Source organism: Methylobacterium oryzihabitans (assembly GCF_004004555.2).
Taxonomy (GTDB): domain Bacteria; phylum Pseudomonadota; class Alphaproteobacteria; order Rhizobiales; family Beijerinckiaceae; genus Methylobacterium; species Methylobacterium oryzihabitans.
This window is the reverse complement of the sequence record NZ_SACP01000013.1, coordinates 41,256-67,018: the sequence shown is the minus strand read 5'-3', so window position 1 is coordinate 67,018 and position 25,763 is coordinate 41,256. Positions and strand designations below refer to the sequence as shown.

Genomic DNA, 25,763 nt, shown 5'->3' with positions numbered 1-25,763 from the left:
CGCTCCGGTCAAGCGACAATCAGCGCCGCGGCGCCTCGCCGTCCGGGCGATTCGCCGGCAGGCCGCCCGGTGCGTTCGGGTAGGCGGTGCTCGGCACCGCCCCGGCGGGTCCCGTGGGCCGGGCCGGGGTCGGGATCGTGCCGGTATCGGCCGCGGGCGACGGCGCGGGCGAGGCCGGGCAGGGCGCCCCGCCCGGCGGGCAGGCGGCGGCGTCGGTCGCCACCGATCGGCCGCCGCTCTCGGCCGCGGGCGTCCCGCCGGGGCTGCCGGGATAGGCGGCGGCGCCCCCCGGCTGGCGCGGGGCCTCGGCCGGAGTGGGGGAGGGCGTCTGGGCGTGCAGCGGCGCGGGCGTCGCGAGCACCGCGAGGGCGAGGAGGGCGGCGCGCATCCTCAGATCTCGCGCCGCTGCATCGCGCCGGCGATGTGGTCGGCCTGCCGCAGGGCCAGCGCCACGATCGTCAGGGTCGGGTTGCAGGCCGCGCCGCTGGTGAACTGGCTGCCGTCGGAGACGAACAGGTTCTTCACGTCGTGGGTCTGGCCGAACCTGTTCACCACCCCGTCGCGCGGCTTCGCGCTCATCCGGTTGGTGCCCATGTTGTGGGTGCTCGGATAGGGCGTGGTCGGGTAGGTCACGGTGGCGCCGACGGCCTCGTAGATCGCCGCGCCCTGCTGGTAGGCGTGGTTGCGCATCGCGACGTCGTTGGGATGGTCGTCGTAGTGCACGCTCGCCACCGGCATCCCGAACTTGTCCTTCACCGCCGGATCGAGGGTGATGCGGTTGGTCTCCTGCGGCATGTCCTCGCCGACCAGCCACATCCCGGCCATGCGCGGATACTGCTCCATCGCACTGGTGAAGGTGCGGCCCCAGGCGCCGGGATTGAGGAAGGCGGCCATGAACGGGATGCCGAGGGAGACCGTCTCCATCTCGTAGCCGGCGACGAAGCCGCGCTTCGGGTCGTGGTGGGCCTCGTCGCGGATGATGCCCGCCATGGTGGTGCCGCGGTACATGTGCACCGAGCGCTCGAACACCCCGTAGACGCTGCCGGTCATGTGGCGCATGTAGTTGCGCCCGACCTGACCCGACGAGTTGGCGAGCCCGTCCGGGAACAGCGACGACGCGCTGTTGAGCAGCAGGCGCGGGCTCTCGATCGAGTTGCCGGCCACCGCGACGATGCGGGCCTTCTGGCGCTGGAGCGTGCCCTTCTCGTCGGCGTAGACGACGCCCGTGACCTTGCCGGCGGCGTCGTGCTCGATGCGGATCGCCATGCAGTTCGGGCGCACTTCGAGGTTGCCGGTCTCCTCGCCCTTCGGGATCTCGGCGATGAGGGTCGACCACTTCGCGCCCGACTTGCAGCCCTGGAAGCAGAAGCCGATCTGCTGGCACGAGCCGCGGTCGTCGCGCTCCCGGCTGTTGATCGCCATGCGGCCGGTATGGACTTGGCTGTAGCCGACCCGCTTGGCGCCGGCCTCCATCACCTTGAAGTTGTTGTTGCCCGGCAGGCCCGGGATGCCGTTGGTGCGGGTCACGCCCATCCGGTCCTCGGCCTTGGCGTACCACGGCTCCAGTTCGGCGAGCGTGATCGGCCAGTCGAGGAGGTTGGCGCCCGGCAGCGCGCCGTAGGCGTCGCGGATGCGGAACTCGTGCTCCTCGAAGCGCAGGGACGCGCCGGCCCAGTGGACGGTGGAGCCGCCGACCGCCTTGACGATCCAGGCCGGCAGGTTGGGGAAGTCGCGCGCCACCCGCCACGAGCCGGAGGTGGTGCGCATGTCGCTCCAGGCGAGCTGGGCGAAGCTCGCCCACTCGTCGTTGACGAAATCCTCCATGTTGTGGCGGGCGCCCGCCTCGAGGATCACCGTCCTGATGCCCTTGAGGGCGAGCTGCGTGCCGAGCGTGCCGCCGCCGGCGCCCGAGCCGACGATGACCACGAGCCCGTCGTCGTTGAGATCGAATGTCGCCATGGGGTTTCCTCCTCCCGCCGTTCGGGACCTTCTGCGGGTCCTCGGGCGGGATCGTGTGCGGATGATCGGTAGGGCCGAAGTCGTCAGACCTTCGGCAGCCAGTCGATGTCGTTGAAGCCGCGGTCGATGTAGCCGCCCTTGTCGGCCGACGAACCCTCGTAGCCGAACTTCGGCCAGATCTCGGGCTGGTTGTAGAGCGAGACGACGAGGTCGGAGCGGATCTTCTTGAAGAAGTCGGTGTGCTCGATGCCGGCGAGCAGCCTGACCCGGTCGGCCTCCCAGCCGACCTGGGCGTAGGGCACCTTGTGGCGGCTGCGGGCGTCGGCATCGAGCCGGCCCACGCCCTCGCTCAGCATCGCCTTCACGGCCGGGTCGGCGGCGGCCTTGCCGTCCCACGGCTTGACCGCGGTGATGTAGTAGACGTCGGCGAGGAAGTCGTGCGGGTAGATGTCCCGCGCGACCTTGACCAGGGTCTTCAGCTCGGCCGGCGACAGGGCGGCGGCGGTGTCGGCCCAGGCCTCGTCGACCGACAATCCCGCGCCGGTGGCCAGGGCGGCGGCGGGGGCCGCGACCGCGGCGCTCTGCAGGAAGTTGCGGCGGCTGACCTGCCGGCGCGGATCGACTTCTCTCATCGTGTGGCTCCTCGGGCGTTTCCTCGGGATTCTTCTTGTCGTGTCGTGTCGTGACGGGCCGTGCCGGAAACGGTCAGGCGAAGCGGCCGCCGCGCTGGATCACCTCGATCTTGTAGCCGTCCGGGTCGGTGGCGAAGAAGAACCGCGCCAGCGTCTTGCCCTGGTGCTGGAAGTCCTTCGGCGCGGTGGCCGGCAGGCCCTCGCGGGTGAAGCGGGCATGCTCGGCATCGACGTCGTCCACCACCACCGCGAGGTGCCCGTAGCCGTTGCCGAGGTCGTAGGGCTCGCTGCGGTCGGCATTGACCGTCAGTTCCAGCTCGAACGGCGACGAGGGATGACGCAGGTAGACGAGGGCGAACCCGTCGAAGGCGAACCGCTCGGCGAGTTCGAGGCCGAACGCCTTGGCATAGTAGGCGCGGGACGCATTCTCGTCGCGCACGCGGATCATCGAGTGGACGGGCTTGGCCATGGGGTCGCGGTCTCTGCTCCTGGACTCGGGATCGCGGCCTCGCGGTCCGGATCCCGCGCCGCCGATCCAGGTTAGACTAGCTCCAAGGCGGGGGCGGAGGTGGTATCGGGCTGTGACGCGGCGAGGGCGTCGCCGTGACGCCGTCATGCGGGATCCGGGCGATGCTTCCGGCGACCGTTCGCGGTCGCTGTCGCGATGCGGATTTCGGCCCCGCTCGGCCGCGCGGGCCTGTCCACCGCAGGCGGCACGGTGAGCGGGAGCAGCAGGAGGGCGTCTTGTTACCAACCGACGGATTTTGGTAACAAGACGCTTGCCTGGCCGAGGCCGCCTTGTTACCAAATCCGACAATTTGGTAACAAGGCCGGCGGTTCTTGCGTGCGCTCTCCCACCTCGATCAGATCGCCTTCGCGGACTTGTGCTCCAAGGCTTTCGATTCACAGTTCGACCTGATTTTTCCGGCGAACGGCAATTTCATCAGTCAGAAGCGGGGCAAAAAGGACTATTTCTACTACAAGGGATACGAGCGGGCGACGGATGGTGCGCCCGGCAAGCATAAGCTCATCTATGTCGGCCCCACGGACGACCCCGAGGTACGACGGCGTGTCGAGAACTTCGGGCGCAACAAGGACCTCTATCGGACCCGCCGCGAACTGGCCGCCACGCTCCGCCGCAGCGGCCTTCCGGCGCCGTCACCGATCGAGGGCCGGATCCTGGAGGCCTTCGCCAGCGTCGATGCCTGGAGCAGGATCGTGCTCGTCGGCACGCTGGCCTATCAGAGTTACAGCGGTCCCCTGGCCGTCTTGCTGGACGAGGCCGAGTACCGGACGCAGGACGCGGATTTCGCCGAGCTCGTCCTTCCCGTCGCCCGGGCCACGATCGACCTTCCCGCACTGCTGCAGACCGTCGATCCGACCTTCGCGCCCGAGTTTCATCCGGCCGAGGCCTCGGTGCCGGTCGGGTTCCGCAACCGGATGGGCTACAAGGTCGAGCTGCTGGTTCCGTCCAAAGGCGGCCCGAGCCCGGTCCACCGGTCCCGCGTCATGGCGAACATGGGAGCCCAGGCCCTCAAGTACCTGGAGTTCCTGGTCAAGGATCCGGTCCGATCGGTCGCTCTCTACGATGCCGGGATTCCCGTCATGGTCCCCGCACCGGAGCGCTTCGCCGTCCACAAGCTCATCGTGACGTGCCTGCGGGCGGGCCACGACCAGGCCAAGGTCGCCAAGGACATCGCACAATGCGGCGCGATCATCGCGGCCAAGCGGCTCGCCGGCACGACGATCGACCTCGGGCTGGCTTGGACGGAGGCGCATCGACGTGGGCCGAAATGGCGCAGGTTCCTCGCCCTCGGCGCCGCGCGCCTCTCGGCCGACCACAGGGCGAGTCTGGAGGACGGAATTCGCAGGCTGGCGCAGGTCGAAGGCGAGGATCCGGCCCCCCTTATTCCCTGGTCCGGGCGTCCGGGCGGGTAGCGCCGCCGTCCGCGCGACCTGTCCGGCGCAAAGCGCGGTCACGGGCGGCAGGTCAGGAAGGCAGGGCCATTCGAGAACCCCCTCGTCGGGCGGCACGGACGGCGCGCAGCCCGCATCCAGCGAGGGTGTCGCGGAGCGCGCGGCACGGTCCGTGGCCGTCGTGCACGATGTGCGGCGTGGCCTTGCAAAAGCCCACGACGACCGGGAAGTGGCGACGCCTGAGCGGATGAGACCGTGTTCCTCACCCGGGACGCCGTGCCGACGCACAACGGGGCGCCATGCGGGACCCTTGCGGAACACTTCCAGAACTTTTAGCATGTTCGCGATTTGTTTCGCGAATGCCCCGAGCGGGCGATGAGAGTGCCCCATGCTGACCCACAAGCAGTTGGACCTGCTGCGCTTCATCCAGCAGCGCATGCGCGAGACGGGGGTGCCGCCGTCCTTCGACGAGATGAAGGACGCCCTCGACCTCAAGTCCAAGTCCGGCATCCACCGGCTCATCACCGCGCTCGAGGAGCGCGGCTTCCTGCGCCGCCTGCCCAACCGCGCCCGCGCCATCGAGGTGCTGCGCCTGCCCGAGATCGACGCCCCCGCGGCCGCCGCCGAGGTGGTACGCTTCAGCCCGAGCGTGGTCGAGGGCGGCCGGTCGAAGGAGCCGGCGGCGCCGCGCGCGCCGGTGCAGCCGGTCTCGGCCTTCGACGAGCACGGCCGCGCGGTGCGCGTCCCGGTGATGGGCCGGATCGCCGCCGGTACGCCGATCTCGGCGATCCAGAGCCAGAGCCGCACCGTGGCGATGTCGCCGGACTTCCTCGCCGGCGGCGAGCACTACGCCCTGGAGGTGCGCGGCGACTCGATGGTCGATGCCGGCATCCTCGACGGCGACCTCGTGGTGATCCGCCGGCAGGAGACCGCCAATACCGGCGACATCATCGTGGCGCTGATCGACGACGAGGAGGCGACCCTCAAGCGCCTGCGCCGCCGCGGCTCCTCGATCGCGCTGGAAGCCGCCAACCCGGCCTACGAGACCCGCGTCCTCGGCCCCGACCGTGTCCGGATCCAGGGCCGCCTCGTCAGCCTGATCCGCAAGTACTGACGCGTTACGGGTCGGCATCCGGGCCGTCGTCGGGCTCCGGTGCCGGCTCCGGCTCGGCGGCCGGGCGGGCCGGTTCGGGCACCGGCTTCGGCACGGCGGCCGGCGGCGGGCGCCAGGGCGGCGTTTCGCCGGGCGTCCGGGCGGTGACCACATCCGGCCCGTCCGGCCCGAAGCGCAGGGCCGTGGCGCCGTGGGCGGCCAGGAAGGCGCGGTCGAGCACCAGCCGGGCGGCGCAGCCCGGCGGCGCGGCGGCCCTCGCCACGATCACTGCGGCGCGGGCGCAATCCTGCGCGAAGGCGCGCTTGTCGCGCACCACCGCCACGTCCCAGGTGCCGGAGGTGGCGACGCGGCCGAGGCGGTCGCAGCGCGGGCCCGCCTTCAGCCCGGGGTCGTCGCGGCTGCGCCCGTCGCCGTCGGCGCGCAGCCACTGCTCCAGCACGAACGGGGGCGGGCGCCCGAGCACTTGCAACCGACCGTCGGCGCCGCGCAGGGCCGCTCCGCCGCCCTCGCGGTCGACATAGAGGTCGAACCGGGCCGGCTGGGCCGCCAGTGCGACGCCGGCGAGCGCCGGCACGAGGCCGATCCAGCGCAGCCGCGAGGCCGGCAGCACCAGCAGCAGCAGGCCGGCGCTCATCAGGGCGAGCGCCCCGGTCCCGAAGGCCGGCAGGGTCAGGGTGGCGTGGTCGAAGCCGCGGATCCAGCCGGCGATGTCGAGCATGCCGCGCACCGCCAGTCCCATCGCCCACCAGACCGGCCGGTCGAGGGCGAACGGATGCGCGAGGATGCCGAGCACCGCCGCCGGCATCACCACCAGCGAGACCAGCGGCAGGGTGAGGGCGTTGCCGACGAGGCCGAAGGGCTGCACCGCCTGGAAGTGGTAGGTGGCGAACGGCGCGGTCGCGATCTGGGCGACCAGCGTCGTGGCGAGCGTGCCGGTCACCGCGGTCAGGATCGCGGCGGCGAGCCGCCCGAGCGGCCCGGCCCCCTCGGCCCGCCACACCCGCCCGTCGATCAGCCGCGCGCAGGCGATCAGCCCGGCCACCGCCCCGAACGACATCTGGAAGCTCGGGCCCAGCAGCCCCTCGGGCTCGCGGGCGAGCGCGATCAGGGCCGCCAGCGCGAGGTTGCGCAGGCTCAGCGCCGGCCGGTCGACCAGGATCGCCCCGAGCATCACCAGGGTCATGACGAGGGAGCGCTCGGCGGCGAGGTCCCAGCCCGAGAAGGCGCAGTAGGCGGTGACGCCCGCCATCGCGCCGAGGGCCGCGATCTTCTTGATCGGCCAGAAGAGGGCGAGGGCCGGCACCAGGGCGAGCCCGGCGCGGATCAGCCAGAAGATCACGCCGGCCGCCAGCACCATGTGCAGGCCGGAGATCGACACGACGTGGTAGATGCCGGCGGCCCGCAGCACCTCGCTGGTCTCGGGGGCGATCAGCCCGCGCTTGCCGGTGACGAGGGCCGCCGCCACCGCGCCGGCCTGCCCGCCCTGCGCCGCGGCGATGCGACGGGTCAGGGCGTTGCGGGCCTCGTCCACCGCCGCGGCGAGGCGCAGGTCCCAGGGCGGCGGCTCCGGCGGCGGCCCGACCGTGACCGTCCCGAGCACCGAGCCGACCGCGCCGATGCCGCGGAAATAGGCATCGCGGGCGAAGTCGTAGCCGCCGGGACGCGCCGGCTCCGGCGGCGGCAGCAGGCGGACCCGGGCGGTGACGAAGTCGCCCGGGCGCGGCACCTCCGGGCGGCGGAACGACACCCGCACGCGGGCCGGACGCTCGGCCGGGCCGAGCGTGCCGAGGCCGTGGACCCGCACGATCAGCCGCGCGCCCTCGTCGCGCTCGTCGATGCCCTCGACGAAGCCGGCGAGCGGCGCGATCGTGGTGCGGGCGAGAACCGGCGCCGCCACGGTCGCGACGCGGATCACCGCCGCGGCGAAGCCGAGGAACAGGAACGCGAGGGCGAGAGCGAGCGCGAGGCCGACCGGGCGGGCGCGCAGGCCGAACGCGGCCCCGCCGAACGCCGCGGCCGCCGCCAGGGCCGGCACCGGCGAGGGCAGCCGGTCGGCGGCGCCGAAGAACAGCAGGATGCCGGCGCCGAAGGCCACGGCGAGCCAGGGAAAAAGCCGCCGCTGGCCGGCCTCCTCGGCGAGGCCGGCGGCGAGGGCGCGCCCGGCCCGGGGCAGGATCTCGCCCGGCGCCAGGACGTGCGCCAGGGCCGCCCGCCGCGGCACGACCTGCGTCCCGGTCCCGTCCTGCGCCATCGATCCGCCTCGGTGGGCGACATTACGCTGAGGAAGGCCGCCGGGCCACCGGCCGGTGCGGACAGGCCCTTGGTCCACCGCCGTTTTTCAGGGGACGGCGCGGGCCGGCCCCGCGGCGCCGGGATCCTTAACGGCCGGTCGCGCGCGTGCTACACGACGCCTCGCCGGCGGGTCGAACGACCCCGTCCCCGCCCGCCCCTCGTGTCCCCGCTCCGTTTCCGAACTGGTCCGCGCCCCCGATGTCCTCCGTCGTCACCCGTTTCGCTCCCTCGCCCACGGGCTTCCTCCACATCGGCGGCGGCCGCACGGCCCTGTTCAACTGGCTCTACGCCCGCAAGCACGGCGGCCGCATGCTGCTGCGCATCGAGGACACCGACCGGGAACGCTCGACGCAAGGGGCCATCGACGCGATCCTCGACGGGTTGTCCTGGCTCGGCCTCGATTGGGACGGCGACGTCGTCTACCAGTTCGCCCGCGCCGCCCGGCACCGCGAGGTCGCCGAGGGCCTGCTGGCGCAGGGCCGCGCCTATCACTGCTACGCCTCGCCGGAGGAGCTCGCCGAGATGCGCGAGGCGGCCAAGCGCGAGGGCCGGCCGCTCCGCTACGACGGCCGCTGGCGCGACCGCGACCCGTCCGAGGCCCCCGCCGGGGTCAGGCCGGTGATCCGCCTGCGCGCGCCGACGGAGGGCGAGACCGTGGTGATGGACGAGGTCCAGGGCCGGGTCGTGTGGCAGAACAAGGATCTCGACGACCTCGTGCTGCTGCGCTCGGACGGCACGCCGACCTACATGCTCGCCGTGGTGGTGGACGACCACGACATGGGCGTCACCCACGTCATCCGCGGCGACGACCACCTCACCAACGCCGCGCGCCAGTCGCAGATCTACGGGGCGCTCGGCTGGACCGTGCCGAGCCTGTCGCACATCCCGCTCATCCACGGACCGGACGGCGCCAAGCTGTCGAAGCGCCACGGCGCGCTCGGGGTCGACGCCTACCGCGACCTCGGCTACCTGCCGGCGGCGCTGCGCAACTACCTCGTGCGCCTCGGCTGGAGCCACGGCGACCAGGAGATCTTCTCCACGCAGGAGATGATCGACGCCTTCGACCTCGCCCAGATCGGCCGCTCGCCGGCGCGGTTCGACTTCGCCAAGCTGGAGAACCTCAACGGGCACTACATCCGCCACGCCTCGGACGAGGAACTCGTCGCGGCGATCGAGGCGGTGCTGCCGACGCAGGGCGCCGCGCGCGGCCTCACGGCCCCCCTCGACCCGGCTCTCCGCGAAAAACTGCTGGCGGCGATGCCGGGGCTGAAGGAGCGCGCCAAGACCCTCATCGAGCTCCTCGACAGCGCCTACTACCTCTACGCCCCGCGGCCGCTCGCCCTCGACGACAAGGCGTCGGGCCTGCTCGGCAATGGCGGGCGCGAGCGGCTGGCCGGCGTGCTGCCGCAGCTCGAGGCGCTGCCGGACTGGACCGCCGCCTCGACCGAGGAAGCGGTGCGGTCGTTCGCCGGGACCGCCGGCGTCAAGCTCGGGCAGGTGGCCCAGCCGCTGCGCGCCGCGCTGACCGGCCGGGCGACCTCGCCGCCGCTGTTCGACGTGATGGCGGTGCTCGGCCGCGACGAGAGCCTGCGGCGCCTGCACGACCAGGCGGCGGCCTGAATCCTGCTTGCCTTCCCTAGAGGGACCAGCGGGCGACAGGCGCACGGCCGGGACCGGGATGCTCCGTCAGTGGAAGCGTGCCGGTCGGCGGACAAAGTGCGATGTTTGTCATCCGGTTCCGGCCATGCAGTTGAAGCCGGTGCGTCGATCCGCTAACCCGTGCGGCGAGTGAGCACCTGCAACATCGGTGTCCGCCGTCCGGCGCCGCGCCCGCGGCGCACCGGGTGGCGGCTGCACGCCCGACGCTCATTCCCGTTGATGAAAGGGTCTCACCCCCCATGAGCCTACCCAACAGCACCCTCACGGTGAACGACCGCCAGATCGAATTCCCGGTCAAGGAAGGGACGATCGGCCCGAGCGTCGTCGACATCAGCAAGCTCTACGCCCAGACCGGCCAGTTCACCTACGATCCCGGCTTCACGTCGACGGCGGCCTGCGAGTCGAAGATCACCTACATCGACGGCGACAAGGGCGTGCTGCTGTATCGCGGCTACCCGATCGAGCAACTCGCCGAGCACGGGGACTTCCTCGAGACCTGCTACCTGCTGCTGTTCGGCGAGCTGCCGACCGCAGCGCAGAAAGCCGATTTCGACTACCGCGTCACGCGCCACACCATGGTGCATGACCAGATGAACCGGTTCTTCCAGGGCTTCCGCCGCGACGCCCACCCGATGGCGATCATGGTCGCGTGCGTCGGCGCCCTGTCGGCGTTCTACCACGACTCGACCGACATCAACGACGAAAAGCAGCGCATGATCGCCTCCATGCGCATGATCGCCAAGATGCCGACCCTGGCGGCGATGGCCTACAAGTACTCGATCGGCCAGCCGTTCGTCTATCCGAAGAACGACCTCGACTACACCTCGAACTTCCTGCGGATGTGCTTCGCGGTGCCGTGCGAGGAGTACGAGGCCAACCCGGTCCTGGCGCGCGCCCTCGACCGGATCTTCATCCTCCACGCCGACCACGAGCAGAACGCCTCGACCTCGACCGTGCGTCTCGCCGGCTCGTCGGGCGCCAACCCGTTCGCCTGCATCGCCGCCGGCATCGCCTGCCTGTGGGGCCCCGCCCATGGCGGCGCCAACGAGGCGGCGCTGAAGATGCTGGAGGAGATTGGCCGGCCCGAGCGCGTCGGCGAGTACGTCGCCAAGGCCAAGGACAAGAACGATCCCTTCCGCCTGATGGGCTTCGGTCACCGGGTCTACAAGAACTACGACCCGCGCGCCCGCATCATGCAGAAGACCACCCACGAGGTGCTGGCCGAACTCGGCATCAAGGACGATCCGCTGCTCGACGTGGCGATGGAGCTGGAGCAGATCGCCCTCAAGGACGAGTACTTCATCGAGAAGAAGCTGTATCCGAACATCGACTTCTACTCGGGCATCACCCTGAAGGCGATGGGCTTCCCGACCTCGATGTTCACGGTGCTGTTCGCGCTCGCCCGTACGGTCGGCTGGATCAGCCAGTGGGCCGAGATGATCGAGGACCCGTCGCAGAAGATCGGCCGTCCGCGCCAGCTCTACACCGGCGCGCCGCAGCGCGAATACGTCGCGGTCTCGCAGCGCGGCTGACGAAAGAGGCCGCAAGGCCCAACCCTCCCCCCTCCGCGGGGGAGGGTGCCCGGCGAAGGCCGGGCGGGAGAGGGGAGCGCGACGGGGCCGGACGTGGCGCCTGTCAGAAAGGCTCAGACCTTTCCGGAAACGGCGCTCCCCTCTCCCGGCTCGCCCCGCTCGCCACCCTCCCCCGCAGAGGGGGGAGGGTTCGCGGTGGCGGTTCGTAGTTCCCAAAAATTGCACGGATCCCGCATCCCGCGGAACAGGTCCGAAGCCGGGCCTCGTCCCCACCGCCCTCAGCCACCCCGCCCGGCCGCCGCCAGCACGATGCGGGCGGCGCTGCGGCTCGGGTCGTCGCCGTCGGGCAGGCGCATCGCGGCGTCGAGGCGGGTGAGGGCGGCAGCCTGCGCCGCCCGGGCCGGGCCGTCGGGCAGGAGCGGCGCCAGGGCGGCGGCGAGCCGCTCCGGGTTGCATTCGGCCTGGATCAGCTCGGGAATCGCGTTCTCGCCGAGGATCAGGTTCGGCAGCACGATCGTCGGCACCTGGATCAGGCGGCGCACGATCACCTCCTCGATCTTCGCCACCCGGTAGGCGACCACCATCGGCACCCCGGCGAGCGCCAGTTCGAGGGTCACGGTGCCCGACGCCGCCAGCGCCGCGCGGGCGCGCCGGAACGTGGCGTGCTTCTCCGCCTCGCCGTCGACGAGGCGCGGGCGCACCGGCCAGGACGCGGCCAGCCGCTCGATCAGCGCCCGGTGGCGTGCCACCGCCGGCAACTCGACCGCGAAGGCGTGGCCGCGCGCGCGCACCTGCGCCAGGGCGGCGCCGAAGACCGGCATCAGCCGCTCGATCTCGGACCGGCGCGAGCCCGGCAGCACGGCGAGGACCGGGGTCCCGCCCTCCCGCGCCCGCAGATCGTCCGGCCCGGGGCGCAGTTCGGCGAGGCGCTCGATCAGCGGGTGCCCGACATAGGTGCAGGCCGGGCCGCCGAGGCGGCCATGCGCCTCGGGCTCGAACGGCAGCAGCGCGAGCACGTGGTCGATGTAGCCGCGCATGGTCTTCGCCCGCCAGGGCCGCCACGCCCACACGCTCGGGCTGACGTAGTCGACCACCGGCAGATCCGGCAGGCGCTTGCGCACCCGGCTCGCCACCGCGTGGGTGAAGCCGGGACTGTCGATGATGACGAGCACGTCGGGCCGGGCCGCGACGCAGGCCGCGACGGTCTGGCGGATGCGCCGCATCAGCAGCCGGATCCGGGCCGCGACCGCGAGGTAGCCGATCACCGCCACGTCCTCGAGCGGGAACAGCGAGGTCAGGCCCTCGGCCGCCATCGCGTCGCCTCCGACCCCCGCGACGGCGAGCGGCCCGGGCGAGGCGGCGCGCAGCGACCGGATCAGCTTGGCGCCGAGCTGGTCGCCGGATTCCTCGCCGGCCACGAGCCAGATCCGTCGCGGGGCAGGTGCGGTCACGGGCGGGCCTCCAGGCCGAGCAGGAACAGGCCGAGCCGGTCGGCGGCAGCGACGGTCTCGGCCCGGTCGAGGATCAGGGTGGTGCCGGCGCCGACCGCGAGCCCGGCGCAGCCCGCCGCGGCGGCGTGCCGGACCGTGCGCGGGCCGATCGCCGGCAGGTCGACCCGCAGGTCCTGGCCAGCCTTGGCCTCCTTCACCAGCACCATCCCGGCCGGCGCCCGGCCGAGGCCGAGGGGGCGGCGCGCCAGCGCCCGGGCGCGGGCGAGCATCCGGTCGGTGCCCTCCGGCCCCTCGACCGCCAGCACGCGGTGCTCGGCGATCACGGCCGCCTGTCCGACATCGTGCGGCGACAGGCTGGCGAGGAGCGCGCGGCCGGCCGCCACGGAAGCCGGCGCGACGCCCTGCGGCGCGACGGCGCCGAGGAGTCCCGCCGGCGCCATCAGGTCGGGGGCGAGGTCGTGGACGCCGAGGATGCGGTGGCCGTGCTCCTCCAGGAGGTCGAGGACGCCGCGCAGCAGGCGGTCGTCGCCGCCCGAGGCCAGCGCCCGCAGGGCGTCGCGGTTGCGGTAGGCCGCGAGGGTGTTGAGGAGGGCGGCCGGGCTCGGCCGGGCGACGGCGCCGGCCAGGGTCACGCCGGCCGGCGCCCAGGCGGCGAGCCGGGCGAGGGTCCCGCGGATGTCGAGGAGGTCGACCGCGGCCTCGGCCCGGCGGCGGGTCGCCGCGTCGGCGAAGCCCCGGATCGCCAGGATCCGGCACGGGCGCCCGGCCCGGTCGAGGGCCTCCGCGATGAGCAGCGGCAGGCGCCCGGCCCCGGCCACGACGGCGACCGCCCCGGTCCCCGGCGCGCGCGCCGCGGCCGGGCGCGCGGCGTCCGCCTCCGGCATCAGGCGGCGCCCGGCGCCTCGCGTGGGGTGCAGACCGACCGCTTGCCCCCCACGCGGATGAAGGCGAGGATCTCCTGCACCACCGGGTGCTGGTCGAACTCCGCCGCCACGTCCTCGACCCGCTCCATCAGCGTGCCTTCCTGGGCGAAGAGCAGCCGGTAGGCGCGGCGCAGGGCGTGGATCGTCTCGCGGGAGAAGCCGCGGCGCTGGAGCCCGATGATGTTGAGGCCCGACAGGCTGGCGCGGTTGCCCATCGCCATGCCGTAGGGGATCAGGTCGTTCTCCAGGCCCGAGAGCCCGCCGACGAAGGCGTGGGCGCCGACCCGGGCGAACTGGATCACCGCCGCGCCGCCGCCGAGGATCGCGTAGTCGCCGACGCTGCAATGCCCGGCCAGCATCACGTTGTTGGAGAACACGACGTGGCTGCCGACGCGGCAATCGTGCCCGACATGGCTGTTGGCGAGGAAGGCGCAGGCATCGCCCACCACCGTCTCCAGCCCGCCGCCGGCGGTGCCGGGATTCATCGTCACGCCCTCGCGGACGAGGCAGTCGGCGCCGACCGCCAGCGTCGAGGGCTCGCCGCGGTACTTCAGGTCCTGCGGCGGATGGCCGAGGGAGGCGAAGGGATAGACCTTCGTGCGCGGGCCGATCGTCGTGCGCCCGGCCACCACGACGTGGCCGACGAGCTCGACCCCCTCGCCGAGGACGGCCTCCGGGCCGACATGGCAGAACGGGCCGATTACCGCGCCGTCGCCGACGACCGCGCCGTCCTCGACCACCGCGCTCGGATGGATGCGCGCCCCGCTCATTCGGTCACCAGCATCGCGCCGATCTCGGCCTCGGCCACCAGCACGCCGTCGACCTTCGCCTCGCCCCGGAACCACCACATGAAGCGGCGGTTCGTGATCTTCTTCATATGGTACTCGACCCGGTCGCCGGGCACGACCGGCTTGCGGAACTTGGCCTTGTCGATGGTCATGAAGAAGACCTTGCTCGGCTTGGCCTCGCCCGCGAGCTTGTGGGCGCAGCAGATCGCGCCGGCGGTCTGCGCCATGCCCTCGATCAGCAGCACGCCGGGAAAGACCGGCGCGGACGGGAAGTGGCCGGTGAATTGCGGCTCGTTGAACGTGACGTTCTTGATGCCGATGCAGCTGTCGTCGCCGTCGATCGCGATGATCCGGTCGACCATCAGGAACGGGTAACGGTGCGGCAGCAGCTCCATCACCCGCTGAATGTCGGCGGCGCCGAGCTCGGCAGGCTTGTCGGTCATCGGTGAGGGCTCCCTGGCGGCATCGGGAGCCGGCGCTGGGCGGCCGCCCGGTCGTGGATGTGGCGCCGTCTTTGGCGAGAAAGCCCGGCGATGCAAGGGCTTTGCGGCGGGAGCGGGGCGGGTGGCTACTCGGCCTCGTCGCCGCCTGCCCGGCTGCGGGCGGCCAGCGTCTTGAGGGTGGTGATCTCGCGGAACCACTCGCGCACGGGCTTGGCCGGCGTGCCGCCCCAGCGGGAGCCCGGCGGCACGTCCTTGTTGACGTTGCTCGACCCGGCGATCTGCGAGCCCATGCCGATGCGCAGGTGGCCGACGACCCCGACCTGCCCGCCGAGGACGACGTAGTCCTCCAGGGTGGTCGAGCCCGAGATGCCGACCTGGGCGACGATCACGCAGTGGCGGCCGATCACGACGTTGTGGGCGATCTGCACGAGGTTGTCGATCTTGGTACCCTCGCCGATCACCGTGTCGCGGCTGGCGCCGCGGTCGATCGTGGTGTTGGCGCCGATCTCGACGTCGTCCTGGACGATGACCCGGCCGACCTGCGGCACCTTCAGGTGCCCGCCCGCCCCCATGGCGAAGCCGAACCCGTCCTGGCCGATGCGGGCGCCGCCATGGATGATGACCCGGTTGCCGACGAGCGCGTGCAGCACCGAGGCGCCCGGGCCGACCGCGCAGCCGCGCCCGATGCGGACCTCCGGCCCGACGACGCAGCCGGCGGCGAGCACGGTCTCGGCCCCGATCTCGGCGCCGGGCCCGACCACGACGCCGGGATCGACCACCACGCCGGGTTCGAGCCGGGCCGAGGGGTGGACGAAGGAGCCGGGCGAGACGCCGGTGGCGCCAAACAGCGAGGTCGGCCGGGCGGCGCTCGGAAACAGCCGGGCCAGCACCCGGGCGAAGCCGCGATACGGCTCGCGGGTGACCAGGGCGACGACCCCCTCGGGCACCCGCCCGGCGAAGCGCGGCGAGATCAGGCAGGCCCGGGCCCGGGTCGCGGCCAGGGCCTCGCCGTACCGGGCGTTGTCCATGTAGGCGAGGTCGTCGGGACCGGCGCTCTCCAGGGGCGCCGTGCCGTGGATCGGCGTCTCCCCGTCGATGCCCTCCGGCAGGGCGGCGCCGGCAATCTCGGCGACGGCGCGCAGGGTCAGGGCGCCCCCGCGGGGAAAGAAGACCGGTTCTGACATGGGGCAACCCGGGACGCCGGAAGGGAGGCGCCCGCACTAGCGGCTCGGGTCCGGCGGCACAAACGAAAAGAGCCGGCTCCGCGAGGAGCCGGCCCGGCGATGTCCGTGGGTGATGGCGTCAGAAGCGCGAGCCGCCCGAGAAGCGGAACGCCTGGGTCTGGTCCTTGCCGACCCGGCCGACGCCGTCGAACACGCCCTCGTCCTTGGTCAGGGCGTAGGCGTAGTCGAAGCGGATCGGGCCCAGCGGGGAGTTCCACAGGATCGAGGCGCCGACCGACGAGCGGATCTTGGCGCTGTCGCGGACGTTCACGCATTCCGGCTCGACGCCGATCGTGTAGGCGCTGAAGTTGCACGAGCCGGACGGGCTGAAACCGTTGATGAACCCGTCGCCGTTGACGTCGAAGGTGCGGCGGGCCTTGTAGCCGAACAGCGTACCGGCGTCGGCGAAGACCGCGCCCTTCAGGCCGAGGTCGCGCGGCAGGCCCCAGATCGGGAACTGCACTTCGACCGAGGCGCCGACATAGGTCGTGCCGCCCAGCGCGTTGGAGCGGGAATCGCCGATGCCGATGTCGCGCGGGCCGATGCCGTTCGGAGCGAAGCCGCGCACCAGCGACGGGCCGAGGAAGAACTGGTCGGTGACGCGCAGGTTGCGGTCGGTCGGCTCGACGTGGCCGCCCTGGAACTTCACGAACCCGACGACGTCCTCCCACAACTCCTTGTAGTACCGGGCCTCGCCGGTCACGCGGAAGAACTTCGAGTCGCCGCCGATGCCGGCGAATTCAGGCTTGACTTCGCCGTAGAAGCCGTTGCGCGGCAGCTGCAGATTGTCGAGGGTCGAGTAGGCGAGCGTCAGGCCGGCGAGCGAGGTCAGGGTCGAGCCGACCGCCTCCTTGAGCGCGATCGACGCCTCGCCGTCATAGGCGCAGCCCGGATACTGCGACAGGCCGCCGACGTTCTGGCCATTGATGACCGTGCCGCCCGGATAGATCGCGGTGTAGCCCGGGATCGGCGCCGAGCAGTCGTTGTAGGGCCGCTTGAGCGTGTTCGGGATCTTCAGGTCGGTGTTGTACAGCGAGTAGCGCAGGGTGACGCCGAACTCCTCGGTGATCGGCAGGCCGAGGCGGAGCTGGCCGCCCACCACGTCGGTGACGTAGCGCGAGTAGCGGGTCAGGTCGCTGTACTTGTTGAAGACGTCGAAGCCGGCAGCGAGGCGGTAGCCGAGGAAGTACGGCTCGGTGAACGAGAAGTCGATGCCGCGGGTGTACTGGCCGGCCGAACCGGCGACGCGGACGTACTGGCCGCGGCCGAGGAAGTTCGATTCCGAGACCGAGACCTCGCCGATGATGCCGTCGGCGGTCGAGTAGCCGCCGGCGACCGAGAACGAGCCGGTCGGTTGATCCTCGACGTCGATGTTGACGACGACGCGGTCGGGGGCGGAGCCCGGCTCGTTGGAGAACCGGACCTTCTTGAAGAAGCCGAGGCCGTTCAGGCGCCGCTCGGCCCGGTCGACGAGGACGCGGTTGTAGGCATCGCCCTCGGTGATGTCGAGTTCGCGCCGCACGACGTAGTCGCGGGTGCGGGTGTTGCCGCGCACGTTGATGCGCTCGATGTAGACCCGCGGGCCGTCCTCGACGATGTAGCCGAGGGAGACGGTGCCGGTGGCGCGGTCGCGCTCGCCGGTCGGGCGGACCTGGGCGAAGGGATAGCCGCGCTTGGCGACCTCGGTCGTGACCTTGGTCAGCGTGCGCTCGACGTCCTCGGCGTTGTAGACGTCGCCGACATCGGTGCGCAGGTCGTCGCGCAGCACCGTGCCGTCGACGCCCGGGATGCGGGAATCGATCGCGACGTTGCCGACGCGGTACTGCTGGCCTTCCTCGACCGTGATGGTGAGGATCCAGCCGCCAGCGCCGTCGTCGTAGTTCGCGTCGGCGGAGACGACGCGGAAATCGGCGTAGCCGTTCTTAAGGTAGTAGCGCCGGATCAGGTCGAGGTCGTTGGCGATGCGGTCCGGATCGTAGACGTCGGAGGTCTTGATGAAGCTCAGGAGGTTCATCTCCGACGAGGTCATCAGGTCGCGCAGCCGGCCGTCGGAATAGGCCTGGTTGCCGTTGAACCGGATCTCCTTGATGCCGGTCTTGTCGCCCTCGTCGATGGTGTAGACGACGTCGACGCGGCCGTTCGGCAGGTCGACGGTGCGGACCGAGACCTTGGCCTGCCCGCGGCCGAAGCGGCGATAGACGTCGCGGATGCGCTCGAGGTCGGCGTTGACCACCGCCGGGCTGTAGCCGCCACGGGACTTGGCCTCGACGACGCCTTCCAGCGTCCCCTTCTCGACCTTCTTGTTGCCCTCGAAGACGACGCGGTTGATCGTGTTGTTCTCGCGCACGCTGACGACGGTGCGGCCGCCGCTCTGCGACACCCGCGCGTCCGAGAACATCCCGCTGGCGAGCAGGTTGCGGCGCGCCTCCTCGGGCGAGACCCCGGTCACGTAGGAGCGGACGGTGTCGGCGTCGATGCGGCTGTTGCCCTGCACGACGATCTGCTGGGCCTGAGCTGCGCCGGCGACCATAGCGGCTGCCATGACTATGGCGCCCGTGGCCGACACGCGCCGGCGCTTACCCGTCATCGACATCATCAAATGGCCCGTCTCATTCTTATCGATACGGGTTTGCACCCGCGGATCGTCGTTCCTCGCTTTGGGGCGAGGACGGCGTTCTTCTGGTCCCAGCCCGCTTCTATCGGGATTCCCCCGCAGCGCAAACGCCGAGGGGTCGGGCTTGCCGGGATTTTGCGTGGACGTGGCCTTCCTGTCACGGGGTACGGCCAAGCTTTTCAACGCTTAAGGTGAGCGGGGCCTGAAACGACGAGCGCCGCCGCATTCCCATTCTGGGCCTGCGGCGGCGCGAAACGGCCGGTCGGGAGGGGAGGGGGGTCAGGTCCCCCGCAGCGACGTGCCGAGATGGACGATGTCGTTCCAGGTCGCGAACAGCATCAGCATCAGCACCAGGGCGAGGCCGATGCGGAACCCGATCTCCTGCGCCCGTTCGCTGAGCGGCCGGCCGCGGACGACCTCGATGGCGTAGAACAGAAGATGGCCGCCGTCGAGGAGCGGCACCGGAAACAGGTTAATGAGTCCGATCGACACCGACAGCACCGCGATCAGGCCGATCAGGGCGCCGATGCCGCCGACCTTGGCGGCCTCGCCCGAGACGCGGGCGATGCCCATCGGCCCGGAGAGCTGGTCGGCGGATTCCCGGCCGGTGACGAGCTTGCCGAGGTAGTCGAAGGTGCGCTCGACGACGTAGTAGGTCTCGGACACGCCGATCGTCAGCGAATCGACGAGGCCGTAGCGCACGAGCTTGGCGTCGGAGGGGTCGCGCGGCCCCTGGATGCCGAGGCGGCCGAGGCGGTGGGTGCCGAACGGCGTCTTCTCCTCGACGCTGTCGGGCACCGCGGTCAGCGCGGTCGGCACGCCGCCGCGCTCGACCGAGATCGCCAGGGAATCGCCGGCGCTCGCCGAGACGGTGCGCTGCATCTCGGCGAAGTTGCGCACCGGCGCGCCGTCGATGGAGAGGACGAGGTCACCGGGCTGGAAGCCGGCGCGCTCGGCGGCGCTGCCCGGCTGCACCGCCGAGACCCGCGGCGAGACCTCATAGCGGCCCGAGACGTAGATCGCGCCGGCGAAGACCGCGATGGCGAGCAGGAAGTTGGCGATCGGGCCGGCCGCCACGACGGCGATGCGCTTCCACACGCTCTTGGTGTGGAAGCTCGCCGCCCGCTCGGCCGGGTCCATCCGGGCGATCGAGCCGGGATCGGGCACGCTGGCGCCGTTGGCGTCGCCGACGAACTTGACGTAGCCGCCGAGGGGGATCGCCGAGATCTTCCAGCGCGTGCCGCGCCGGTCGTAGAACCCGGCGATCTCCGGCCCGAAGCCGATCGAGAAGCTCGTCACGCCCACGCCGCACCAGCGCCCGACGAGAAAATGGCCGAGCTCGTGGATGAACACCACGATGGTGAGCACGAACAGGAACGGCACCACGTAGCCGAGGAGGCTCGTGGAGTAGCCGCCCAGGGCAGCAAGGAAATCCATCCTGATTGTCTTCCGGCGTCGCGCCGGCTCCTCTCGGTCGCTTCCGCCCGCGGGAAAGCCGCGATCCTAGCGCCTCGGCGCCCGTTGGGCCAGGGCGCCGATCAGGCGGCGAGGGCGGCCTGCGACCAGGTCCGCACCTCGGCGTCGATCGCCAGGGCCTCGTCGACGTCGGCCGGGGCGTCGGGGAAGCGCGGGGCGTGGTGCTCGCAGGCGCGCTCGACCAGGGCGGCGATGTCGTAGAAGCCGATGCGCCCGGCGATGAACGCCGCGACCGCGATCTCGTTGGCGGCGTTCATCACCGTCGGCTGCGCGCCGCCCGCCGCCATCGCCGCCTTGGCGATGCGCAGGCAGGGGAAGCGCTCCTCGTCCGGCTTCTCGAAGGTGAGGCTGCCGGTGGCGGCGAGGTCGAGGGGGCGGCCGCGGGCGATGCTCAGGCGCTCGCCGAGGCCGAGGCAGTGGACGATCGGCACCCGCATGTCGGGCAGGTAGAGTTCGGCGGTCACCGCCCCGTCGCGCCAGGTCACGAGGGCGTGGATGATCGATTGCGGATGCACCACGACGTCGAGGCGCTCGGGCTCGACGGAGAACAGGTGGTGGGCCTCGATCAGCTCCAGGCCCTTGTTCATCATCGTGGCCGAGTCGATGTTGATCTTCATCCCCATCGACCAGGTCGGGTGCGCCGCCGCCTCGGCGGCGGTCGCGGCGGCGATGCGCTCCCGCGGCGCGGTGCGGAACGGGCCGCCCGACGCCGTGATGGTCATCCGGGTGACGTCCTCGATCCGCCCGGCGCCGATCGCCTGGGCGAGCGCGCTGTGCTCGGAATCCATCGGCAGGATGCGGGCGCCGGAGCGGGCGGCGTCGCGCATGAAGGCGGCGCCGGCGCAGACGAGGCTCTCCTTGTTGGCGAGCGCCACCGTGCGGCCGAGCCGGATCGCCGCGTGGGTGGGCGCGAGGCCCGCGGCCCCGCTCACCGCCGCGACCACGAGGTCGGCCTCGCGGGTCGCCGCCTCGATCACCGCCGAGGGGCCGGCGCCGGAGGCGATGCCGGTGCCGGCGAGCGCCTCCTTGAGGGCGGGGCCGCCGGCCGGGTCGGCGAGCGCGGCGAACTGCGCCCTCAGGTCGATCGCGACCCGGGCCAGCGCGGCGGCGTCGCGCCCGCCGGCGACCGCGCCGACCCGGAACCGGTCGCGGTGCTGGTCGAGGAGGTCGGCGGTGGAGCGGCCGATCGAGCCGGTCGCACCCAGGACGGAGACGGTGAGGGTCACGGGATCAGGTCCTCGTTGGGCGCGGGATCAGGCGAGGCGGGCGAGGGCCAGGATCAGGCCGGCGAGCAGCGCCACCGCCCAGAAGCCGTCGAGCCGGTCCATCACGCCGCCATGGCCGGGGATCAGGCGCCCGGAATCCTTGGCGCCGCAGGCGCGCTTAAGCGCGGATTCGGCGAGGTCGCCGCCCTGGCTCAGCACCGAGCCCAGCGCCGACAGCGCCAGCGCCGGGACGAGCGGCAGGGCGTCGGCGGCGCCGAGATGGCGCGCGCCGGCCGCGATGGCGCCGCCGACCAGCGTGGCACCGACGAGGCCGCCGCAGAAGCCCGACCACGTCTTCTTCGGGCTCACCGCCGGCCACAGCTTCGGCCCGCCGAGGCTGCGGCCGGTGAAGTAGGCGGCGATGTCGGAGGTCCAGACGACGCCGAACAGCCAGAGCGGGCCGGCGAGCCCGATGCGGGGATCGTCGCGCAGCAGCACCGGCACCAGGGCGACGACCGCCGCGCTGGCGAGGCTGAGCGGCGCCCACAGCCGCCCCGAGCGCGGCCGCGCCGCGAGCGCGAGCACGGCGCACCCTGCGGCGAGCCCGGCGGCGAGCCAGGACGGGGGCCAGCCGAGCCGCGTCCCGACCGTCAGCGCGGCGAGCGCCACGGCGCCGACCGCCAGCAGCAGCCGGTGCGGGGCGGTGCGGGTCATGGCGAGCCACTCGCCGACGATCGCCACCGCGGCGATGAGCCAGACCGCCGCGAACATCCAGCCGCCGGTGAGGGTGGCGGCCAGCACGAGCACGCCGAGCACCAGCCCGGAGACCGCCCGCACCCCGAGTTCGGTCGCCGGCCAGGGCGGGCGGCCGCCGGGCCCCGCCGGCGCGCGCAGGCCGCTGCCGCCCCCGGCCGCCATCAGCCCGCCTGCGCGCCGAGGCCGCCGAAGCGGCGGTCGCGGCTCTGGTACTCGCCGATCGCGGCCGCGAAGGCGGCGTGGTCGAAGTCCGGCCACAGCTCCGGCGTGAACACGAACTCCGAATAGGCGGTCTGCCAGGTGAGGAAGTTCGAGACCCGCTGCTCGCCGGAGGTGCGGATCACGAGGTCGGGATCGGGGATGCCGCTGGTGTCGAGGGCGTCGGCGATCGTCGCGAGGTCGATCTCGCCGGGGGCGAGGCGCCCCTCCGCCACCGCGGCGGCGAGGCTGCGCACCGCGCGCACGATCTCCTGGCGGCCGCCGTAGTTGAACGCGACCTGGAGCGACAGGCGGGCGTTGCGGGCGGTGCGCTCCTCGGCCTCGCGCAGCACCTCCTCAATGTCGGGGGGCAGGCCGACGCGGTCGCCGATGATGCGCACCCGCACGCCGTTGCCGTGCAGTTCGGCGAGGTCGCGGCGCACGAACAGCTTGAGCAGGCCCATCAGGTCGGCGACCTCGGCCGCCGGCCGGCGCCAGTTCTCCGACGAGAAGCTGTAGACCGTGAGGAAGGGGATGCCGAAATGGATCGCCGAGCGCACCGCGCCGCGCACCGCCTCGACCCCACGGCGGTGGCCCTCGACCCGCGGCAGGCCGCGGCGGGAGGCCCAGCGGCCGTTGCCGTCCATGATGATGGCGACGTGGGCCGGCACCGGCCGGCCGGGAACGGGCCCGGCCGTGCCGAGGAGAGTTGCCGTCTTGCTGTCGCCCGCCATGCCCGTTCCGCCCCGTGCAGTCCGGACCCGTCCTCCTGCACGCCACCTCGCCCCGTTCGATCGTGCCGGCCGTCTCAGACCTGCATGATCTCCTTTTCCTTGGAGGCCAGAACGCCGTCGATCTCGGCGATGTGCTGGTCGGTCGCCTTCTGGACCTGATCGGCCTGACGCTTCTCGTCGTCCTGGCTGATCGCGCCGTCCTTCTCCAGCTTCTTGAGCAGGTCGAGGCCGTCGCGGCGGACGTGGCGGACCGCGACGCGGGCCTCCTCGGTGTACTTGTGCGCGACCTTGACCATCTCCTTGCGGCGCTGCTCGTTCATCTCGGGGATGCGCAGGCGGATGGTCTGACCCTCGGTCATCGGGTTGAGGCCGAGATCGGATTCGCGGATCGCCTTCTCGACCGCCGCCACCATGCCGCGGTCCCAGACCGAGACGCTGAGGAGCCGGGGCTCGGGCACGCTGATGGTGGCGACCTGGGCCATCGACATCGCGGCGCCGTAGGCGTCGACCGTGATCGGATCGAGGAGCGAGGGGGTGGCGCGTCCGGTGCGGAGCGAACCGAGATCGTGCTTGAGGGCGTTCACCGCGCCCTGCATGCGCCGCTTGATGTCGGCGAGGTCGAAGCTGGGGGTGGCCATTCTGCTCTTCCCGGGCGGAGTGGGACATCGCGGGGGGACGGACCGGCCCGTCCCCGGGGTCCGGCCTCAATGGACCAAAACCCGACCTGCCGCAAATGGCTGCGGGACCGGATCGGGTCCCGGGCGGGTCGGGAGCGACACTTTACGGCACGACCTGGGTCGCGGGCGCCCGGCCGGTGAGGATCGCCGTCACCGAACTCGGGGCGTGGACCGAGCCGACGACGATCGACAGCCGGCTCTCGCGGGCGAGGGCGAAGGCGGCGGTGTCCATCACCTTGAGGTCGCGGGCGATGGCCTCGTCGTGGGTGAGGCGATCGTAGCGCACGGCGTCGGGGTTGGTCTTCGGATCGGCGGAATAGACGCCGTCGACCTGGGTCGCCTTGAGCACGGCGTCGCAGCGCAGCTCGGCGGCGCGCAGCACCGCGGCGGTGTCGGTGGTGAAGAACGGGTTGCCGGTGCCGCCGGCCAGCACCACGACCTGCCCCTTGTCGAGATGGTGCAGCGCCGGCTGGCGGGCGTAGGTCTCGCAGATCGTCGGCATCGACACCGCCGACATCGTGCGGGCGGCGACGCCGGCGGCGTTCAGCGCCGTCTCGAGGGCGAGGGAGTTCATCACCGTCGCCATCATGCCGAGCGAATCGCCGGTGGCGCGGTCGATCCAGCCGGCGGCCGAGACGCGGGCCCCGCGGATGACGTTGCCGCCGCCGACCACCAGGGCGATCTGCAGCCCGGCCTTGACCGACCCGGCGATGTCCTCGGCGAGGGCGGCGAGCGTCGGCGGGTGCAGCCAGTAGCCGTCCGGGGCCGCCAGGGCCTCGCCGGAGAGTTTCACGAGCACGCGGCGAAACGGCGTCGTCTCCGACATCTGGCTCTCCTGCCGCCGCCCCGGGGGCCGGCTCACGGTTGGGAATCGGGCGGGCACGGGGTGCCCGGGCGGCTTCTACCCCCGGGCGCCGGCCCCGTCGAGGCGTCGCAGGCGCTCCGGCGTCCCGCGTTGCGGGCCGTGGGCGTCGCCGCCCGGCCCCGAAACGCGACGGGCCGGACCGCGGATTCGCGGTCCGGCCCGTGACCGGCGAGGGTCGACGCCCCGGGCGTCGGCCCGCGGCCTCAGCCCTTGGCGGCGGCCGCGACCTCGGCGGCGAAGTCCGGGGCCTCTTCCTTCTCGATGCCCTCGCCGAGCGCGTAGCGCACGAAGCCGGTGAGCTTGACCGGAGCGCCGGCCTTGCCCTCGGCCTCCTTGAGCACCTGGGCGACCGACTTCGAGGTGTCGTGCACGAAGGGCTGCTCGAGGAGGGTGACCTCCTTGTAGTAGGTCTTCAGGCCGCTCTCGACGATCTTGGCCAGCACGTGGTCGGGCTTGCCGGCGTTCTTCTCGCGCAGGATGTTGCTCTCGCGCTCCAGCGTGGCGGCGTCGACGCCCGAGGCGTCGAGGGCGACCGGGTTGGTGGCGGCGATGTGCATCGCGATCTGGCGGCCGAGCGTGCCGAGGAAGGCCACGTCGCCGGCCGATTCGAGGGCGACGAGCACGCCGATCTTGCCCAGCCCCTCGGCGACCTGGCTGTGGACGTAGCTCGCGATCAGGCCCTGGCTCACCTGGAGCGCGGCGGTGCGGCGCAGGGTCATGTTCTCGCCGATGGTGGCGATCAGCTCCTGCAGCTTGTCCTTGACCGTCGTCGGCGAGCCCGGGAAGTGGGTCGCCTCGAGGGTCTCGACGCTGCCGCCGGCACCGAGCGCGAGCTTGGCGGCCTCGCGGACGAAGGCCTGGAAGCCGTCGTTGCGAGCGACGAAGTCGGTCTCGGAATTGACTTCGAGGATCGACGCGTGATGGCCGGCGGACTCGACCGCGACCAGACCCTCGGCGGCGACGCGGCCGGCCTTCTTGGCGGCCTTGGCGAGGCCCTTCTTGCGCAGCCAGTCGACGGCGGCCTCGATGTCGCCGGCGGTCTCGTTGAGGGCGGACTTGCAGTCCATCATGCCCGCGCCGGTCTTCTCGCGCAGGTCCTTGACCATCGCTGCCGTGATGTTGGCCATGGGACGTCCTTTCGTGTGGTCTTCGATGGATCGCCCGAGATCGCCGTCGCGATGCCGCGACCGGCTCCGTCCGGGCGCCGCGCGGGCGGATGATCCGATAAAGGGAGCCCGGCGCTGGTGGGCGCCGGGCTGGAACGGTTCGGGGCCGGACGCGGCACGCGCCCGGCGGATGGCGGAA

General features: G+C 72.2%; 22 protein-coding genes. 4 read left to right on the top strand and 18 right to left on the bottom strand.

Going from position 1 to position 25,763, the window contains the following annotated elements:
- Positions 1 to 19 precede the first annotated feature (19 nt).
- The 4 genes from EOE48_RS14635 to EOE48_RS14620 form a co-directional block, all read right to left on the bottom strand.
- A complete protein-coding gene (locus tag EOE48_RS14635) occupies positions 20 to 388 on the bottom strand; it encodes a hypothetical protein (protein WP_127730344.1) in 369 nt (122 codons plus the stop codon).
- Positions 389 to 390: 2 nt separating this feature from the next.
- A complete protein-coding gene (locus tag EOE48_RS14630) occupies positions 391 to 1,959 on the bottom strand; it encodes a GMC family oxidoreductase (RefSeq protein ID WP_127730342.1) in 1,569 nt (522 codons plus the stop codon).
- An 83-nt stretch (positions 1,960 to 2,042) separates the two neighbouring features.
- Positions 2,043 to 2,591: a twin-arginine translocation signal domain-containing protein gene (locus EOE48_RS14625; protein ID WP_127730340.1), complete on the bottom strand. Its 549-nt coding sequence runs from the start codon at positions 2,589 to 2,591 to the stop codon at positions 2,043 to 2,045.
- Positions 2,592 to 2,664: 73 nt separating this feature from the next.
- A complete protein-coding gene (locus EOE48_RS14620; RefSeq protein WP_127730338.1) occupies positions 2,665 to 3,060 on the bottom strand; it encodes a VOC family protein in 396 nt (131 codons plus the stop codon).
- 371 nt (positions 3,061 to 3,431) lie between these two features.
- On the opposite strand from EOE48_RS14620, the gene EOE48_RS14615 reads away from it, so the two are divergent.
- Together EOE48_RS14615 and lexA are read left to right on the top strand one after the other, a co-directional pair.
- Positions 3,432 to 4,529: a GSU2403 family nucleotidyltransferase fold protein gene (locus EOE48_RS14615; RefSeq protein ID WP_127730336.1), complete on the top strand. Its 1,098-nt coding sequence runs from the start codon at positions 3,432 to 3,434 to the stop codon at positions 4,527 to 4,529.
- A gap of 367 nt (positions 4,530 to 4,896) precedes the next feature.
- On the top strand, positions 4,897 to 5,622 hold the full coding sequence (gene lexA, locus EOE48_RS14610) for a transcriptional repressor LexA (protein WP_127730334.1): 726 nt from the start codon (positions 4,897 to 4,899) through the stop codon (positions 5,620 to 5,622).
- Positions 5,623 to 5,626: 4 nt separating this feature from the next.
- Here the strand turns inward: lexA and EOE48_RS14605 are convergent, their stop codons facing one another.
- Positions 5,627 to 7,873, bottom strand: coding sequence for a ComEC/Rec2 family competence protein (locus EOE48_RS14605; protein ID WP_127730332.1), 2,247 nt, complete (start codon positions 7,871 to 7,873; stop codon positions 5,627 to 5,629).
- 239 nt (positions 7,874 to 8,112) lie between these two features.
- On the opposite strand from EOE48_RS14605, the gene gltX reads away from it, so the two are divergent.
- A complete protein-coding gene (gltX, locus tag EOE48_RS14600) occupies positions 8,113 to 9,534 on the top strand; it encodes a glutamate--tRNA ligase (protein ID WP_127730330.1) in 1,422 nt (473 codons plus the stop codon).
- Between the two features lie 278 nt (positions 9,535 to 9,812).
- Complete coding sequence (gene gltA / locus EOE48_RS14595) at positions 9,813 to 11,105, top strand: citrate synthase (protein WP_127730328.1); 1,293 nt, start codon at positions 9,813 to 9,815, stop codon at positions 11,103 to 11,105.
- 278 nt (positions 11,106 to 11,383) lie between these two features.
- Here gltA and lpxB read toward each other — a convergent pair whose 3' ends face one another.
- From lpxB to tsf, 13 genes are all read right to left on the bottom strand, one after another.
- Complete coding sequence (gene lpxB, locus EOE48_RS14585) at positions 11,384 to 12,556, bottom strand: lipid-A-disaccharide synthase (protein WP_127730325.1); 1,173 nt, start codon at positions 12,554 to 12,556, stop codon at positions 11,384 to 11,386.
- Entirely contained in the window at positions 12,553 to 13,440 is an 888-nt protein-coding gene (locus tag EOE48_RS14580) for an LpxI family protein (RefSeq protein ID WP_127730324.1), read from the bottom strand. Before EOE48_RS14580 ends, lpxB begins: the two co-directional genes overlap by 4 nt.
- A complete protein-coding gene (gene lpxA, locus EOE48_RS14575; protein ID WP_127730322.1) occupies positions 13,440 to 14,249 on the bottom strand; it encodes an acyl-ACP--UDP-N-acetylglucosamine O-acyltransferase in 810 nt (269 codons plus the stop codon). The genes EOE48_RS14580 and lpxA overlap by 1 nt, the downstream gene beginning before the upstream one ends.
- A complete protein-coding gene (fabZ, locus tag EOE48_RS14570) occupies positions 14,246 to 14,710 on the bottom strand; it encodes a 3-hydroxyacyl-ACP dehydratase FabZ (RefSeq protein ID WP_127730320.1) in 465 nt (154 codons plus the stop codon). The genes lpxA and fabZ overlap by 4 nt, the downstream gene beginning before the upstream one ends.
- A gap of 125 nt (positions 14,711 to 14,835) precedes the next feature.
- The gene (gene lpxD / locus EOE48_RS14565) at positions 14,836 to 15,894 is read right to left on the bottom strand and encodes a UDP-3-O-(3-hydroxymyristoyl)glucosamine N-acyltransferase (RefSeq protein ID WP_127730318.1); all 1,059 of its coding nucleotides are present in this window, start codon (positions 15,892 to 15,894) and stop codon (positions 14,836 to 14,838) included.
- Between the two features lie 118 nt (positions 15,895 to 16,012).
- Positions 16,013 to 18,529, bottom strand: a complete 2,517-nt coding sequence (bamA, locus tag EOE48_RS14560; RefSeq protein WP_127730316.1) for an outer membrane protein assembly factor BamA — start codon at positions 18,527 to 18,529, stop codon at positions 16,013 to 16,015.
- A gap of 297 nt (positions 18,530 to 18,826) precedes the next feature.
- Positions 18,827 to 19,984 carry an RIP metalloprotease RseP gene (rseP, locus tag EOE48_RS14555; RefSeq protein ID WP_127730314.1) on the bottom strand — a complete coding sequence of 386 codons (1,158 nt, stop codon included), beginning with the start codon at positions 19,982 to 19,984 and terminating at the stop codon, positions 18,827 to 18,829.
- A 101-nt stretch (positions 19,985 to 20,085) separates the two neighbouring features.
- Entirely contained in the window at positions 20,086 to 21,249 is a 1,164-nt protein-coding gene (dxr, locus tag EOE48_RS14550; protein WP_127730312.1) for a 1-deoxy-D-xylulose-5-phosphate reductoisomerase, read from the bottom strand.
- Positions 21,250 to 21,276: 27 nt separating this feature from the next.
- Positions 21,277 to 22,146 carry a phosphatidate cytidylyltransferase gene (locus EOE48_RS14545; RefSeq protein WP_127730310.1) on the bottom strand — a complete coding sequence of 290 codons (870 nt, stop codon included), beginning with the start codon at positions 22,144 to 22,146 and terminating at the stop codon, positions 21,277 to 21,279.
- Entirely contained in the window at positions 22,146 to 22,916 is a 771-nt protein-coding gene (locus EOE48_RS14540; protein ID WP_127730308.1) for an isoprenyl transferase, read from the bottom strand. Before EOE48_RS14540 ends, EOE48_RS14545 begins: the two co-directional genes overlap by 1 nt.
- Before the next feature lie 74 nt (positions 22,917 to 22,990).
- Positions 22,991 to 23,554 carry a ribosome recycling factor gene (gene frr, locus EOE48_RS14535; RefSeq protein WP_127730306.1) on the bottom strand — a complete coding sequence of 188 codons (564 nt, stop codon included), beginning with the start codon at positions 23,552 to 23,554 and terminating at the stop codon, positions 22,991 to 22,993.
- A gap of 142 nt (positions 23,555 to 23,696) precedes the next feature.
- The gene (gene pyrH / locus EOE48_RS14530) at positions 23,697 to 24,419 is read right to left on the bottom strand and encodes a UMP kinase (protein WP_127730304.1); all 723 of its coding nucleotides are present in this window, start codon (positions 24,417 to 24,419) and stop codon (positions 23,697 to 23,699) included.
- Positions 24,420 to 24,661: 242 nt separating this feature from the next.
- The gene (gene tsf, locus EOE48_RS14525) at positions 24,662 to 25,585 is read right to left on the bottom strand and encodes a translation elongation factor Ts (RefSeq protein WP_127730302.1); all 924 of its coding nucleotides are present in this window, start codon (positions 25,583 to 25,585) and stop codon (positions 24,662 to 24,664) included.
- Positions 25,586 to 25,763 lie beyond the last annotated feature (178 nt).

What these genes read in the sequence shown, in the direction of transcription:
- EOE48_RS14635 (WP_127730344.1), bottom strand. Translation starts at nt 388, where the DNA reads ATGCGCGCCGCCCTCCTCGCCCTCGCGGTGCTCGCGACGCCCGCGCCG.
- EOE48_RS14630 (WP_127730342.1), bottom strand. Translation starts at nt 1,959, where the DNA reads ATGGCGACATTCGATCTCAACGACGACGGGCTCGTGGTCATCGTCGGC.
- EOE48_RS14625 (WP_127730340.1), bottom strand. Translation starts at nt 2,591, where the DNA reads ATGAGAGAAGTCGATCCGCGCCGGCAGGTCAGCCGCCGCAACTTCCTG.
- EOE48_RS14620 (WP_127730338.1), bottom strand. Translation starts at nt 3,060, where the DNA reads ATGGCCAAGCCCGTCCACTCGATGATCCGCGTGCGCGACGAGAATGCG.
- lexA (WP_127730334.1), top strand. Translation starts at nt 4,897, where the DNA reads ATGCTGACCCACAAGCAGTTGGACCTGCTGCGCTTCATCCAGCAGCGC.
- EOE48_RS14605 (WP_127730332.1), bottom strand. Translation starts at nt 7,873, where the DNA reads ATGGCGCAGGACGGGACCGGGACGCAGGTCGTGCCGCGGCGGGCGGCC.
- gltX (WP_127730330.1), top strand. Translation starts at nt 8,113, where the DNA reads ATGTCCTCCGTCGTCACCCGTTTCGCTCCCTCGCCCACGGGCTTCCTC.
- gltA (WP_127730328.1), top strand. Translation starts at nt 9,813, where the DNA reads ATGAGCCTACCCAACAGCACCCTCACGGTGAACGACCGCCAGATCGAA.
- EOE48_RS14580 (WP_127730324.1), bottom strand. Translation starts at nt 13,440, where the DNA reads ATGCCGGAGGCGGACGCCGCGCGCCCGGCCGCGGCGCGCGCGCCGGGG.
- lpxA (WP_127730322.1), bottom strand. Translation starts at nt 14,249, where the DNA reads ATGAGCGGGGCGCGCATCCATCCGAGCGCGGTGGTCGAGGACGGCGCG.
- fabZ (WP_127730320.1), bottom strand. Translation starts at nt 14,710, where the DNA reads ATGACCGACAAGCCTGCCGAGCTCGGCGCCGCCGACATTCAGCGGGTG.
- lpxD (WP_127730318.1), bottom strand. Translation starts at nt 15,894, where the DNA reads ATGTCAGAACCGGTCTTCTTTCCCCGCGGGGGCGCCCTGACCCTGCGC.
- bamA (WP_127730316.1), bottom strand. Translation starts at nt 18,529, where the DNA reads ATGATGTCGATGACGGGTAAGCGCCGGCGCGTGTCGGCCACGGGCGCC.
- rseP (WP_127730314.1), bottom strand. Translation starts at nt 19,984, where the DNA reads ATGGATTTCCTTGCTGCCCTGGGCGGCTACTCCACGAGCCTCCTCGGC.
- EOE48_RS14545 (WP_127730310.1), bottom strand. Translation starts at nt 22,146, where the DNA reads ATGGCGGCCGGGGGCGGCAGCGGCCTGCGCGCGCCGGCGGGGCCCGGC.
- EOE48_RS14540 (WP_127730308.1), bottom strand. Translation starts at nt 22,916, where the DNA reads ATGGCGGGCGACAGCAAGACGGCAACTCTCCTCGGCACGGCCGGGCCC.
- frr (WP_127730306.1), bottom strand. Translation starts at nt 23,554, where the DNA reads ATGGCCACCCCCAGCTTCGACCTCGCCGACATCAAGCGGCGCATGCAG.
- pyrH (WP_127730304.1), bottom strand. Translation starts at nt 24,419, where the DNA reads ATGTCGGAGACGACGCCGTTTCGCCGCGTGCTCGTGAAACTCTCCGGC.
- tsf (WP_127730302.1), bottom strand. Translation starts at nt 25,585, where the DNA reads ATGGCCAACATCACGGCAGCGATGGTCAAGGACCTGCGCGAGAAGACC.